General features: G+C 37.2%; 11 protein-coding genes. 8 read left to right on the forward strand and 3 right to left on the reverse strand.

All coding sequences use genetic code 11. The annotated features are described in order from the left end of the window. Positions 1-47 precede the first annotated feature (47 nt). Together ESZ48_RS05400 and ESZ48_RS05405 are read left to right on the forward strand one after the other, a co-directional pair. Complete coding sequence (locus tag ESZ48_RS05400; RefSeq protein ID WP_129016306.1) at positions 48-2594, forward strand: ATP-dependent Clp protease ATP-binding subunit; 2547 nt, start codon at positions 48-50, stop codon at positions 2592-2594. Between the two features lie 82 nt (positions 2595-2676). Beyond that, complete coding sequence (locus ESZ48_RS05405) at positions 2677-3051, forward strand: hypothetical protein (RefSeq protein WP_129016307.1); 375 nt, start codon at positions 2677-2679, stop codon at positions 3049-3051. 12 nt (positions 3052-3063) lie between these two features. Here the strand turns inward: ESZ48_RS05405 and hutH are convergent, their stop codons facing one another. Continuing rightward, positions 3064-4575: a histidine ammonia-lyase gene (hutH, locus tag ESZ48_RS05410; protein ID WP_129016308.1), complete on the reverse strand. Its 1512-nt coding sequence runs from the start codon at positions 4573-4575 to the stop codon at positions 3064-3066. Between the two features lie 135 nt (positions 4576-4710). On the opposite strand from hutH, the gene ESZ48_RS05415 reads away from it, so the two are divergent. Continuing rightward, entirely contained in the window at positions 4711-5748 is a 1038-nt protein-coding gene (locus ESZ48_RS05415) for a TlpA family protein disulfide reductase (protein WP_129016309.1), read from the forward strand. Positions 5749-5813: 65 nt separating this feature from the next. On the opposite strand, the gene ESZ48_RS05420 is transcribed toward ESZ48_RS05415, so the two are convergent. Then, on the reverse strand, positions 5814-7367 hold the full coding sequence (locus ESZ48_RS05420) for an NAD(P)H-hydrate dehydratase (RefSeq protein ID WP_129016310.1): 1554 nt from the start codon (positions 7365-7367) through the stop codon (positions 5814-5816). A 286-nt stretch (positions 7368-7653) separates the two neighbouring features. Between ESZ48_RS05420 and thrA the strand changes: the two genes are divergently transcribed. From thrA to thrC, 3 genes are all read left to right on the forward strand, one after another. Beyond that, entirely contained in the window at positions 7654-10098 is a 2445-nt protein-coding gene (gene thrA / locus ESZ48_RS05425; RefSeq protein ID WP_129016311.1) for a bifunctional aspartate kinase/homoserine dehydrogenase I, read from the forward strand. Between the two features lie 59 nt (positions 10099-10157). After that, positions 10158-11084, forward strand: a complete 927-nt coding sequence (locus tag ESZ48_RS05430; RefSeq protein WP_129016312.1) for a homoserine kinase — start codon at positions 10158-10160, stop codon at positions 11082-11084. Between the two features lie 96 nt (positions 11085-11180). Beyond that, positions 11181-12482, forward strand: coding sequence for a threonine synthase (gene thrC / locus ESZ48_RS05435; protein ID WP_129016313.1), 1302 nt, complete (start codon positions 11181-11183; stop codon positions 12480-12482). 55 nt (positions 12483-12537) lie between these two features. Here the strand turns inward: thrC and ESZ48_RS05440 are convergent, their stop codons facing one another. Continuing rightward, entirely contained in the window at positions 12538-13173 is a 636-nt protein-coding gene (locus ESZ48_RS05440; protein ID WP_129016314.1) for an SDR family oxidoreductase, read from the reverse strand. A 430-nt stretch (positions 13174-13603) separates the two neighbouring features. Here ESZ48_RS05440 and gcvT point away from each other — a divergent pair, with 430 nt between their 5' ends. Both gcvT and ESZ48_RS05450 read left to right on the forward strand, forming a co-directional pair. Then, entirely contained in the window at positions 13604-14686 is a 1083-nt protein-coding gene (gcvT, locus tag ESZ48_RS05445) for a glycine cleavage system aminomethyltransferase GcvT (protein ID WP_129016315.1), read from the forward strand. A gap of 3 nt (positions 14687-14689) precedes the next feature. Beyond that, positions 14690-15604 carry a glutaminase gene (locus tag ESZ48_RS05450; RefSeq protein WP_129016316.1) on the forward strand — a complete coding sequence of 305 codons (915 nt, stop codon included), beginning with the start codon at positions 14690-14692 and terminating at the stop codon, positions 15602-15604. Position 15605 lies beyond the last annotated feature (1 nt).

The raw sequence follows: 15605 nt of genomic DNA on the forward strand, positions 1-15605 counted from the left end.
CCCTAATAGAGTTGTTTTCATTAATTTTATGCAGAAAGGATTTTACTATGGATGATAATTTTTCCCCAAGAGTCAAAGATGTTATAGCCTACAGCAAAGAAGAAGCTTTAAGGTTAGGACATGATTTTATAGGAACAGAACATTTAATGCTAGGGTTGCTAAGAGATGGCAACGGCAAAGCTATTGATATTTTAAGCGCATTGGAGATTGACTTAAACCACTTACGACGTAAAGTGGAAATCTTAAGTCCGGCAAACCCAAGTCATGCAACAGTGTCAAATGAAAAGAAAAACCTACATTTAACAAGACAAGCTGAGCGTGCACTCAAAACGACTTTCTTAGAAGCAAAGTTGTTTCAAAGCACCTCTATCAATACGGCACATTTATTATTGTGCATCTTAAGAAATGAGAATGATCCCACTACAAAGCTTTTAAATAAGCTAAAAGTGGACTATGATAACGTAAAAGAACAATTCAAATCTATGATAACTAACAATGATGACTACACAGAATCTCCAAAGGCGGAGTCATTTTCTGATGATGATATGGGTGATGATGAGACAAAACACAACCCATTCAGTCAATCTGCTGCAAAGGGCGCCAAAAAATCAAAAACACCTGTTTTAGATAATTTTGGTCGCGATTTAACAGTTTTGGCAGAAGAAGGTAAACTTGACCCTGTAGTTGGTAGAGAGAAAGAAATACAACGCGTCTCGCAAATTTTAAGCAGACGTAAAAAGAACAACCCACTTCTAATTGGTGAACCTGGTGTTGGTAAATCGGCAATTGCTGAAGGTTTGGCACTCCGGATTATCAAGCGTAAAGTATCTAGAACACTATTCAATAAACGCGTGGTGACCTTAGATTTAGCAAGCTTAGTTGCTGGAACAAAATACAGAGGCCAGTTTGAAGAACGTATGAAAGCCGTTATGAACGAATTGGAAAAGAATGATGACATTATTCTTTTTATTGATGAAATCCATACCATTGTAGGTGCCGGTGGTGCTACAGGAAGTTTGGACGCATCAAACATGTTCAAACCAGCTTTGGCAAGAGGTGAAATTCAATGTATTGGTGCCACTACCCTGGATGAATACAGACAATATATTGAGAAAGATGGTGCCTTAGAACGTCGTTTCCAAAAAGTGATTGTAGAACCAACAACCGTTGAGGAAACCATTCAGATTTTGGAAAACATTAAGGACAAATATGAAGAACATCATAATGTGAGATATACACAAGAAGCTATTGAAGCTTGTGTAAAATTGACCAATAGATATATGACAGAGCGTTTTTTACCCGACAAAGCTATTGACGCGTTGGATGAAGCGGGCTCAAGAGTTCATATTACCAACATTAACGTGCCAAAACAAGTGTTAGAGCTTGAAAAGCAGTTAGAAGCGGTCAAGGAAACCAAAAACACGGTAGTCAAGAAGCAAAAATATGAAGAGGCCGCCAAATTGCGGGATGACGAAAAGCGCATTGAGAAAGAGTTGGCCATTGCTCAAGAAAAATGGGAAGAGGAAACCAAACTGCACAAAGAAATCGTAACAGAAGACAATGTTGCTGATGTGGTTTCAATGATGACCGGAATTCCTGTAAATAGAATTGCTCAAACCGAAAGTAATAAACTTGCTAAATTACCAGAACTGATCAAAGGAAAAGTTATTGGACAGGACGAAGCCGTTGCCAAGGTGGTTAAGGCCATCCAGCGTAATCGTGCTGGCCTTAAAGATCCAGACAAGCCAATTGGGTCGTTTATATTTTTGGGTCAGACTGGAGTTGGTAAAACGCAGTTAGCCAAAGTATTGGCGAGAGAGCTTTTTGACAGTGAAGATGCTCTTGTAAGAATTGACATGAGTGAGTATATGGAAAAATTCGCTATTTCAAGACTTGTTGGTGCACCTCCAGGATATGTAGGCTATGAAGAAGGCGGACAATTGACCGAAAAAATCAGACGTAAGCCTTATGCTGTTGTATTATTGGACGAAATTGAAAAAGCACATCCAGATGTATTTAATATGCTTTTACAGGTTTTGGATGATGGGTATCTTACGGATAGTCTCGGACGAAAAATTGATTTTAGAAACACCATCATTATCATGACCTCTAATATTGGAGCTCGTAAGTTAAAGGATTTTGGACAAGGTGTCGGCTTTGGAACGGCTGCAAAAGCTGCCCAGGCAAGTGATAATACAAGAAGCATTATTGAAAATGCTCTTAAAAAGGCATTTGCACCAGAGTTCTTGAACCGGATTGACGATGTTATGGTTTTCAATACTTTGGAAAAAGAACATATCAATAAAATTATTGATATTGAACTGGAGAAATTGATTATTCGTATCAAAGATTTAGGTTATGAACTTATCTTAACTTCTGAAGCTAAAGATTATATTGCTGAGAAAGGATTTGATCAACAATATGGTGCTCGACCATTAAAACGTGCGATTCAAAAATATGTTGAAGACACCTTGGCAGAAGAAATTATTTCTGCTAAAATTAGTGAAGGAGATACTATAACTATGGATTTGGATGCAAAAACAAATGAATTGGTCATTAAGATTGAAAAACCTGAAACACAAACAGAATCTTAATTATTCCTCATAACAAAAATAAAGCATCTGTAATTTGGCAGATGCTTTTTTGCTTTTATATGTTTATTGATTAACTTTATATATGACAGATTTATTAAAATTTGATTTTTGTGAGATGCGAATCTATGACTCGTATGTGATCGTTACAATTAACGAAGGCATAACTATTTCTCCAAAGCACAACATAGAACTCAACAACGTAGTGGAAACATATTTTATAAACAAGAACTTTGTTTATATATCGAATCGCATAAACTCGTATGCTGTGGATCCCTCAACCTATATTGAAACCTCAAAGATTAAAAATCTTAAAGGCTTTGCTGTGGTTTCAAAAGACTATAAGGCAAAATCCAACGCCGAGGTGGAAAAATTATTTCTTACTAAGCCCTTTGAAATCTTCAATGACATGACCAAAGCGATTGATTGGACAAATTCAATTTTAAATCAAGAGGATTAATCACACCTTAGGTCAATCGAAAAGGAGATCATTCTCAATAGAAAAATCGTCAATGAATTGAACCGATTTTTTTATAAGGTCATGGAATATTTCATCTTGAGTAACAAATTTAATTTCACTGTGATAACTCTTTAAAAATGATTCGATTAATGGTGATGATGTTGCAGGTTTTCTAAAAGCAATGGCCTGAGCAGCATTCAATAATTCAATAGCCAAAATACGCTCAACATTATATATTAAAGTGTGTGCTTGTGTAGCAGAATTCGCACCCATGCTCACATGGTCTTCTTGACCATTTGAAGAAACAATGGAATCCACACTTGCTGGGGTTGCCAGTTGTTTATTTGCACTTACAATGCTCGCGGCCGTATATTGTGGAATCATAAATCCTGAATTAAGTCCGGGATTATCTACCAGAAATGTTGGAAGACCTCTTTGACCAGAAATGAGCTGATAAATGCGCCGTTCAGATATATTTCCCAATTCGGCCATGGCAATCTTTAAATAATCTAAAGCCAAGGCTAATGGTTGTCCATGAAAATTGCCTCCAGATATAATTTCATTCTCTTCAATGAATATATTCGGATTGTCGGTAACAGAATTGATTTCGGTTTTTATGGTTTTATGCACAAACTCCAAAGTGTCTTTTGAAGCGCCATGAACCTGAGGTATACATCTAAAAGAATAAGGATCCTGAACATGCTGTTTTTGTTGTGAAATAAGTTCACTGTCTTCCAGGAACTCTCGAATGCGTTTTGCTGTTTTTAATTGGCCATTATGCGGTCTTACCAAATGTACCAACTCATTAAACGGTTCAATCCTTCCATCGAATGCATCCAAGGAAATACTTCCAATAAAATCTGCCAAATACGACAGTTTATAAGATTTCAATAATAAATGTACGCCATAGGCACTCATAAATTGGGTGCCATTTAAAAGCGCCAATCCTTCTTTTGATAAGAGCGTAATTGGCTGCCATTTAAAAACGTCCATGACCTCTTGCGCCGACCTTACCTGTCCGTTGTAAAACACTTCTCCCTTACCAATTAAAGGCAAAGCAAGATGTGCTAAAGGCGCTAAATCTCCAGAGGCACCTAAAGAACCCTGTGTATAGATGATAGGTAAAACATCATGATTATAAAAATCAATCAAACGCAAAACCGTATCCAACTGTATGCCGCTATGGCCATAACTTAAAGACTGAATTTTTAACAACAACATCAATTTTACAATACTATTTGGTACTTGATCACCAATACCGCAAGCATGTGACATCACCAAATTCTCCTGTAGTTGTGTGAGCTTATCCTTAGAGATTTTCACATTGTACAAAGAGCCAAAACCGGTATTGATACCATAAATAGGCTCATCTTGCCCAAGCATCCTCTCATCTAAGTAGTTTCTGCACTTTTTTATTTTGGAAATAGCCTCTTCTGAAAGTTCTAGCTTTTTATCATAAAAGAGAATATCGCTTATAGTCGCTAATTCTAATGTTTTGGTGGATATGAAATGTGTTAATGTCATGGCTATTTTTTCTGCGTTCAAAAATCAGCATAACCTTTGCATTATGCAACAAAATGTTAATAATTAATGAAATTTTATACTATTGTGTCTACAAACTCTTACTTTTGAAAAATTTTAAAATATAAAATTATAAAAATGAAAAATTTATTTATTTTCTTCTGTGTATTAACTATAGTGTCATGTAAGGAAGAACCTAAGGACTATGTTACTTTTTCTGGAAAAATAGAGAACAATACTAGCGATTCAATCTTATTGAGAAGTAGAATGTTGACCAAAACCATACTGGTGGCTCCTGACGGTACTTTCTCAGACACACTTAAAATCAATGATCCTGAAGTTTTCGGTTTTTTTAATGGAAATATCGCTGCGCCAGTTTTCTTAAAAAATGGGTTTGACATTAAAATGAACGCAGACATGGACGATTTAGAGAAAACAGTAAAGTTTTCAGGACGTGGATCTGAACACAATAATTACTTGACCGAACAAATGCAGTTAGAAAAGAAATTATTGGATCAGGATAAATTGAGCAGTTTAAGCTCAGAAGGTCTTAATAAAGAAATAGAAGACATTAGAAAAGAATTACTCGCATTTTATAGCCGTGACAAAAGCATAGACTCAACGCTCACGAGTATGGCCAAAGCAAACTTAGAGCCGATGCTGAATATGTATCACAATTATTTTGCTGAAACAATTGCCATCAGAGAACAATTTCCAGTAGGATCTCCTTCTCCAACTTTTGAAAATTATGAGAATCATAAAGGTGGAACGACCTCTTTATCAGATCTTAAAGGAAAATATGTTTATGTTGATGTTTGGGCTACCTGGTGTGGACCTTGTATAGCAGAAATTCCTTCATTAAAAGAGCTTGACGCAAAGTATGCCGATAAAAACATTCAATTTGTGAGCATTTCTATTGATGATGCAATGAGAAGTGGCGGTGGCGACCTTGCTGTTGCAAAAAATAAATGGCGAACGATGGTTGAAGAAGAAAATTTAATCGGGATGCAATTGTTTTCTGATGAAAACTGGCAGTCAAAATTCGTTAAAGACTACAAAATTAATGGCATTCCACGTTTTATCTTAATTGATCCAAACGGCAATGTTGTTGATGCAAATGCACCAAGACCATCTAGCAAAAAACTTGTGGAATTATTTGACAGTTTAAGTATCTAAACTGAAAAACACAGCTGATTTAAAACCGCACTTAAATTTAATTTTTAAAGTGCGGTTTTTTTATTTTATAAATTTTCCTCCTCATTTTCTGCCGGAGGCTGAGCAGGTGGCATTGCAAACAGATCTAGAAACGCTTGAGCGACATAGTCAACCACATGGCTTGCGGTTAAACTCTGATAGCCATAGTCTTCCACGGCGATATCTGCCGATTTCCCATGCAAATAAACACCAAACAAACTTGCAGTTAAAGGTTCATATCCCTGACATATAAGTCCGGTAATAATACCTGTTAAAACGTCTCCCGTCCCTCCTGTGGCCAAACCTGGATTACCCGTAGAATTGACGTACAATTTATCTTCAAACACTGTAATGGTATGTGCGCCCTTTATGACGATAATACATTTGTATTTCTTTGAGAACGCTTTAGCTTTTTTCAACTTATCAAAATCGTTTTTCCATTTGCCCAATAGACGTTCCAGCTCTTTGGGATGTGGCGTTAATACGGTTTGAGGTTTCAACAATTTTAAATCGTCTTTATGTTTGGACAACAGGTTGATACCGTCTGCGTCAATAACTAAAGGAACACTATTGGATTTTAGAAACTTTTGAAATGTGGTTTGGGTTTTTTCATCTTGCCCCATTCCCATGCCAATACCAATAGCAGTTGGTGCGATCTCAAATTTGATTGCGGTAAGTTTCTCATCATCGACATCAGTGATGACCATAGCTTCAGGAACAACTGATTGCATGGGAATATAACCGCATTTAGGAATAAAAGTGGTGACCAAACCCGCACCAGAAGCTAAAGTGGCCCGTCCAGAAAGTATCATCGCCCCTATCTTACCATAACTGCCGCCAATGAGCAATCCGTGGCCATAAGTGCCTTTATTCGAGAATTTTTCTCTAGGTTTATAGATGGGCAACATTTCATTTTTGCCTATCAGCTCCACTTCGGTATCTGTTTGTTGTAAAAACTCTAGGTCAATCCCTATATCAAGTGCTTCCCATTGTCGGGTATATTTTGAAGTGTCCGGAAGAAAAAACACCAGTTTAGGCGATTGAAAACTCAAAGTGTAATTTGCCCAAACCACGCCATCTTCATCTTCGGGAACTTTATCGGCATACAATCCGGAGGGTAAATCAATAGCTAGTGTAAATGCATTTGACGCTCTGAAATGCTGGAATAAACTTTTCACCCATTCATTTGGTGGTCTATTTAATCCTATTCCAAAAACGGCATCTACAATGATATCATCAGGCCCAATTGGAGGAAAATCTGCTTTACAATTGAGCATTATTGGCCATTTCTTTGTGGTTTGCTTGATCCGTTCATAATTGACCAAAAAATCCTGCGTACGCTTATCGCTGCAATTCACCACATAGGTATGCACGTTATATCCATAATTGATCAATTGTCTTGCCAACACCAATCCATCGCCACCGTTATTACCAATCCCACAAAACACGTGAATGGGTACTTGGGCACCTTGCATCCGTTGATGGATCCAGTTAAAGATTTGCGTTCCCGCACGTTCCATTAATTCTGTGGAGGTTATATTTTGTTTCTTGGCTGTTAGTTTATCGCCTTTATAGATTTGTTCTTTTGAGAATATCTTCATTTTAATAGTCTTTTTTTATGATATGCCTAATAATTTATTTTTTATTCCTAAAAGTGAGCCGTAAATTTTTTTATAACAGTAAAAATAATACTTTTGGAAGGTTTAGAACAAGATATGCATACTTTACAACACATAAAAAATGTTTTCATGACCTTTACCTCTTCCGAAGGCAACATTACTTTTAACATGATTACCCTTTGGGGTTAATTGTTATATTTTATCTCGTCCTATATTTTTCCATTTACTATAATTTTACATTTATTTCTAATCCATCATATCACTAACTATGAACGTATTGAAATTTGGAGGAACCTCAGTCGGTTCCGCAGAAAACATTAAAAAAGTCATCGCAATTCTCGATAGTTATTCGCAAAAAGAATCTGTTATTTGTGTGGTTTCTGCGGTCGGTGGCATCACTGATAAATTATTGAGGGCAGGTGAATTTGCTCAACAAAAAAACGAAAGTTATCTTTCTGAATTTAAGGCAATTAAGGAGATTCACCTAAATCTCTTGTCAGAACTTATTCCCATACAAAATGACGCTGTAAAAGAATATGTAGAAAGCAAATTGACCATCTTAAAAAGCTTGTTGGATGGCATTTACCTGATCAACGAACTCTCCCCTAAAACATCGGATAAATTGGTGAGTTTTGGAGAGCTCCTTTCGTCTTATATTGTTGCAGAAACCATGAAAAGTCAAGGTTTAAATGCCGTTAGAAAAAACAGTCAAGATCTTATAGTCACCAATTCCAAATTCACTAAAGCTGAAGTCAATTTTGGGGTTACAAACATGAATATTCGTGAATATTTTAAGAACGCCAATCAAAAAATCACGATCCTTCCTGGGTTTATCTCAAAATCTGATTCAGGAGAAATCACTACTTTAGGACGTGGTGGTTCAGACTTTACTGCCGCAATTATTGCAGCTGCACTGAAAGTTAACCGATTGGAAATTTGGACAGACGTCAGTGGCATGTACACCGCAAACCCCAAACTGGTAAAACAAGCCTACCCTATCGAGAGGTTATCCTATCAAGAGGCGATGGAATTGTCACATTTTGGAGCTAAAGTCCTTTATCCACCATCGCTTCAGCCGGTTCTCGTTTTAGATATTCCTATCCTTATTAAAAACACAAACGATCCCGACGCTCACGGAACGGTCATTACCAGCGACAAAAGCAATGGTTTCTCTAAGGCAGCAAAAGGCATTAGTAATATTAGTAATATCGCTTTATTGACCTTGCAGGGCAATGGAATGATTGGCATTCCTGGATTCTCAAAGCGACTTTTTGAAACCTTGGCGCAGGAAAAAATAAATGTCATCTTCATAACGCAAGCTTCTTCTGAACATTCCATCTGTTTTGGGATTGATGAAAATGATGCCTCTCTTGCAGCTGAAAGCATTAATTTGACCTTCGAAAACGAAATTTCATTACTAAAAATTGATCCTATTATTGTAGAGAAAGACTTATCGATTGTTGCTTTGGTTGGAGATAATATGAAAAACCACCAGGGTATCAGCGGCAGGATGTTTAGTGCCTTAGGAAAAAACAATATCAATATTAGAGCTATTGCACAAGGTGCATCAGAAAAGAATATTTCAGCAGTCATTGCCGAAAAAGATGTGAAAAAGGCATTAAACACCATTCACGAAAGTTTTTTTGAAGACCAGACCAAGCAGTTAAATGTCTATATCACCGGTGTTGGAAATGTGGGTGAACGTCTAGTAGAACAAATTCAACAACAGAAAAAATACTTGAAAGAGCAATTGAAAATCAATTTGAGAGTTATTGGGCTATCCAATTCCAGAACGATGATTTTTGATGAATCCGGACTTTCCTTAAAATCTTGGAAAGAACAATTGGCGTCTGGAGAAAAAGCGACACTTGAAGGGTTTTTAGAGCGTAACAAGAGTTTTAACTTGCGCAACAGCATTTTTGTAGATGTTACAGCAAATGAGGAGGTTTCTAAAGTTTATGCCGATTATCTCAGAGAAAGCATTGCCGTTGTGGCCTGTAACAAAATCGCGTGTTCAAGTACCTTTGAAAACTACAGCAATCTTAAAAGATTATCCGTAAAATATAACGCGCCATTTTTATTTGAAACCAATGTTGGCGCTGGTTTGCCAATTATCGATACCTTGAATCACCTCATTGCTTCAGGTGATAAAATAACCTCCATTCAAGCCGTACTTTCGGGTAGTTTGAACTTTGTGTTCAATAATTTTGATGATACCGCTAAGTTTCATGATGTCGTTAAACAAGCTCAAAAAGAAGGTTATACAGAACCTGATCCACGAATCGATTTGAGCGGTGTGGATGTTGCTCGTAAAATCTTGATTTTAGCCCGTGAAAGTGGTACAAAAATGAATTTGGAAGATATTGAAAATGATTCGTTTTTAACCGAAAACAATTTAAAGAGCGATTCTGTTGACGATTTCTACAAAACCTTAATTGCTGATGAAGCACATTTCCAAAAGTTATATGCCTCTGCAAAAAAGAACGATTGTCAATTGAAATATGTCGCCGAATTTAATGGTGAAAATGCAAAAGTTGGTTTAAAGGAAATTCCGAGCGATCATCCATTTTATAATCTGAAAGGAAAAGATAATATTGTCATGTTTTATACACAACGGTATCCAGAACAGCCTCTAATCATTAAAGGTGCAGGCGCTGGTGCGGACGTGACTGCTTCAGGGTTGTTTGCGGATATTATTAGGATTGGGAATTAGTTTTCAGTCTCAGTTAATTAATAAAAAATCCGTGCATTCGTGACGAAAAATAAAAACTTGTGAATAAAAACGAAATAAAAATATTCTCACCGGCAACGGTTGCCAATGTATCCTGCGGGTATGACGTCCTTGGATTTTGTTTGGATACGATCGGTGACGAGATGGTCGTCAGAAAGACAGATAGAAAAGGGATTTATATCACCAAAATCGAAGGCTATGATCTGCCACTTGATGCCACAAAAAATGTAGCAGGTGTTTCAGCATTGGCGATGATTGCGGATGCGAAACCCAACTTCGGATTTGAAATTGAAATCTACAAAAACATTAAACCGGGTAGCGGCATTGGAAGCAGTAGTGCCAGCGCTTCCGGGAGCGTATTTGCCATCAATGAACTTTTAGGACGACCTTATAATAAAACTCAAGTGACAGATTTTGCCATGAAAGGTGAAGCCTTAGCCAGTGGCAGCGAACATGCGGATAATTTGGCTCCCGGTATTTTTGGGGGATTTACCTTAGTTAGAAGTACGTCACCTTTAGAGGTCTTACAATTACCGACCCCAAAGGATGTTTATGCGACCATTATCCATCCACAAATAGAAATAAAAACTTCGGATGCCAGAGCTATTTTACCTAAGACATTTCCATTGAAGGATGCCATAACGCAATGGGCAAATCTGGGCAGTTTTGTTCATGCCCTGCACACCAGCGATTATGAGTTACTGAAAAGAAGTCTGCAAGATGTCATTGTAGAGCCTCATAGAAGTCAATTGATTCCTCATTTTGCAGAGGTCAAGTTGGCGGCATTGGCCCATGGTGCTTTAGGAGCAAGTATTTCTGGAGCTGGACCTTCGATTTTTGCCTTGTCCAAAGGGATTGAAAATGCAAAAAATGTGGAAAAAGCGATGAGAAATGTGTATTCTAAAACATCTATTGCATTTGAAACGTATGTTTCGAAGATTAATACAGAAGGAATTAGAGAAATTTAAATTATAAAGTTATTTCACAGAGTTACACAGAGAAGCACAGAGTTCCACAAAGAAATTCTGAAAGATATTAGTGAATTCGTGGCAAAAAAAAACAACATGAATTATTACAGCCTAAACAAAAAAGCCCCAAACACCTCATTCAAAGATGCCGTTATAAAAGGCATCGCACCTGATAAAGGGCTTTATTTTCCTGAGAACATAACGCCTTTACCAGCTTCGTTTTTTGAAAACATCGATTCTTTATCTTATGAAGAAATTGCCTTTGAAGCGATAAAGCAATTTGTCAGTCCGGATATTCCGGAAGACATTTTGAAAACCATCATTGCTGAAACCTTATCATTCGATTTTCCGGTTGTTGAGATTAACGACAAGGTCTCTACTTTAGAGCTTTTTCATGGTCCAACAATGGCATTCAAGGATGTTGGTGCTCGATTTATGGCGCGCTGTCTTGGTTATTTCAATCAACATAACACAGAGGAAGTTACTGTTTTAGTAGCCACTTCAGGTGATACCGGAGGCGCTGTTGCCAATGGTTTTTTAGGTGTGAAGGGTGTTAATGTGGTCATTTTATATCCGAGTGGGAAAGTAAGTGATATTCAGGAAAAACAATTGACTACACTTAAGCAAAACATTACCGCTTTAGAAGTAGATGGTGTTTTTGACGATTGCCAAGACATGGTGAAACGTGCCTTTTTAGATGAAGAATTGACCAGTAAAATGCAATTGACATCGGCAAATTCGATTAATGTCGCGCGTTGGTTACCACAAATGTTCTATTTCTTTTTCGCCTATAAACAACTTCATAAAACGCATAAAAACATAGTGTTTTCAGTACCAAGTGGTAACTTCGGGAATATTTGTGCAGGTATGATGGCACAACAATTGGGCTTGCCAATTCATCATTTTGTCGCAGCAAATAATGAAAACAATGTGGTGACGGAATATCTCACTACCAAACTTTACCAACCAAAACCTTCCGTTCAGACCATCAGTAATGCTATGGACGTAGGCAATCCGAGTAATTTTATCAGAATTCAGGAAATTTATAAAAATAATTTTGAGGAACTGAAATCCAATTTATCTTCTTATAGCTTTTCTGATGATGAAACCCGAGAAGCTCTAAAGGAATTATATAACGATTTTAAATATATTGCCGATCCACACGGTGCCGTTGGTTATTTGGGATGTAAATCGTATTTGAAAGATAAGAACGGTGTACACTGCGTGTTTTTGGAAACTGCGCACCCTACTAAGTTTTTGAATGTTGTAGAAGAGGTCATTCCTGAGAATATTGCTCTACCACCGCAGATTGAAGCGGTTATGGATCAAGAAAAAATCTCGATTCCGATAGCGCATTATGACGAATTGAAAGACGTTCTTTTAAACAGTATAACTTAAACACAACGAAAGAGGCAAATTGCCTCTTTCACTATTTTTATATATATTTTAAACTCTATTTTATGGAGAATTTTTCCACAGCTTCACCGATTAGAGTATCACCATTCAAAATTTCAAAAGACACTTTATTCGCAGTATCATCATTAAGGACACGCACCAAAGTTTGAGCCACGTCTGCCCTACTGATTTCTCCAGATTGAGATAGTTTTTCCTTTAATTGAATATGGTTGGTAGCATTATCATTAGTCAATGTTCCCGGTCTTACGATGGCATAATTTAAACCACTGTTTTTTAGATGCTCATCGGCATTCTGTTTCGCTTTCAAATATTCCTGTAATTGCTCAGCTTTCTCGGGAGCATCGGCGCCCATGGAGCTTAACATTACAAATTTCTTGATATTGGAATGCTTCGAAGCGTCGATCAAACGTTTGGCACCTTCCTGATCTACGCCAATCACGTTTTTTCCTCCTGAGCCAGCAGCAAATATCACTTTATCAATGTTTTTAAAGGCGTGAGAAACATCCTGTTCCAAATCGCCCAAAACTGTTGAGATACCTTCAGTTTCAAACTGCGCCATCTGTTCTTTTTTTCTGACCATCGCCACAGGATTAAAATCCTGAGTTTCAGACAAAAGTTTTACAATCTGTTTTCCGGTGGTGCCGTTAGCACCTGCTACTAATACATTTTCCATACCTTCAATCTAACAATAATTTGCGCTTTACCTATTTCCAAAGCGCATTTAACTTAAGTTTATCAACCTTTACCCTCTGTTTGTGTGACTTGGATAGTTTAATAAAATTTTGCTACAAATGATTGGCATAAGATCATAAAGTGTGCTTTTTACCATATTTTTAATCGCTGCCATTCATTTTTAAAACAGATAATTTTTGATACTTTTGTGACGCACTTATGGAGGATATATTAATAGGAATTGTAAAGTTTTTCGGACATACAATGGAAAGTATATTTTCCGGCATGAGCTTTAAAAAAGGATTGCTTTATTCATTTTTGATACTATCCATTATATTTGTCATCGTTTATATTTTAACAAAGGAATTTTAAATAAAATATCCGTTACTTCCTAACGAAAGAAAGTTTTCGGAAATAAAAAAAATAATTTTATGAAAAACACAGCCTTAACAGCAACTCACGAAGCACTTGGAGCAAAACTTGTTCCCTACGCAGGATTTAATATGCCTGTTCAATACGAAGGCGTTAGCGCAGAACATGAAACTGTCAGAAACGGCGTTGGCGTATTTGATGTATCGCATATGGGTGAATTCTTAATAGAAGGACCACATGCTCTTGAGTTAATTCAGAAAGTATGCAGTAACGATGCTTCAAAATTAGCCATTGGAAAAGCGCAGTACAGTTATTTGCCAAATGAAGATGGCGGGATTGTAGATGATTTGATTATCTATAAGATGGAAGAAGACTCTTATTTATTGGTAGTTAATGCCAGTAATATTGAAAAGGATTGGAATTGGATCAACTCTAAAAATGATGTTGGTGCAACAGTTAGAGATCTTTCCCCAGAATATTCATTGTTGGCTATTCAAGGACCTAAGGCGGTTGAAGCCATGCAAAGCTTAACAAGCCATGACCTTTCAGAAATCAAATTTTACAACTTTGTAGTAGGCGATTTTGCAGGTGTGGAGCATGTGATCATTTCTGCAACCGGTTATACAGGAAGTGGCGGATTTGAAATCTACTGTAAAAACTCAGAAGTAAAACAAATTTGGGATAAGGTTTTTGAAACTGGCGCCCCTTACGGCATCAAACCGATTGGATTGGCTGCTCGTGATACCTTACGATTAGAAATGGGTTATTGTCTCTACGGAAATGATATTGACGAGACGACCTCTCCTATTGAAGCTGGATTGGGCTGGGTAACAAAATTCACTAAAGATTTCACCAATAGTGAAGCACTTAAAGCTGAAAAAGAGCAAGGACCAAAAAATAAATTGGTCGGTTTTGAACTGGACGAAAAAGGCATCCCACGCCATGGATACGATATTGTGGATGATCAAGGTAAGATCATTGGGAAAGTCACTTCAGGAACCATGTCGCCATCACTTCATAAAGGCATTGGTTTAGGTTATGTGCCGACGAACTTATCTGAAGTTGGCAGCAAAATATATATTCAAATCAGAAAAAATGCCGTACCTGCAACCATTGTAAAAACGCCATTTTATAAAGTTTAATACATGATCGACTTCCAAAATGTCATTGATACCATACATAATAACTTAAAGGATGAAGTTTTTAGAGGACTGGTGGCTGACTATATTCCAGAGTTAGCGGATATTGATGTACAGAATTTCGGAATTCATTTGAGGCTTTTGGATGGTCAAACTTTTGCTACTGGCGATTGGAACAAGAAATTCTCCATTCAGAGTATTTCAAAAGTGTTGACACTCGCCATGGCATTGCCCATGTATCCTGAAAACTTGTGGCAACGGGTAGATGTCGAGCCTTCGGGGAATCCTTTCAACCATTTATCACTGTTGGAACTGGAAAACGGCATTCCTAGAAATCCGCTTATAAATGCTGGAGCAATCGTTATTGCAGATATTTTAGTCAGCCTTCTTAAAAATCCGAAAGAAGATTTTTTGAATTACGTTAGAGCAGTTGTTGACGATCATACAATCACTTTTAATTTGGAGGTTGCCGAATCTGAACGTTTGACGGGCTATAACAATTATGCCGCTGCCAATTTATTAAAAGCCTACGGAAATTTAGAAAATGATGTGGATGTCGTGTTGGACTTCTATTTTCATCAATGTGCCATAGAAATGAACTGCGAGCAATTATCCAAAGCCTTTATAATGTTCGCAAATCATGGGACCTGTTGTTTGAAAACCAACCAACTTTCAGCGAGCCAAGCCAAACGTATCAATGCCATTATGCTGACCTGCGGATTTTACGATGAAGCAGGTGAATTCGCTTTTGAAGTAGGCCTACCAGGAAAAAGTGGTGTTGGAGGTGGCATTGTTGCACTTTTGCCCAATCATTTCACAATTTCAGTATGGTCTCCCGGCTTAAACGATAAAGGCAATTCATTGTTGGGAATGCAAGCTTTGGAACAGTTTACAACCATGACCAAATTATCTATTTTTTAGT

It is taken from the genome of Gelidibacter gilvus (assembly GCF_004115975.1).
GTDB lineage: Bacteria > Bacteroidota > Bacteroidia > Flavobacteriales > Flavobacteriaceae > Gelidibacter > Gelidibacter gilvus.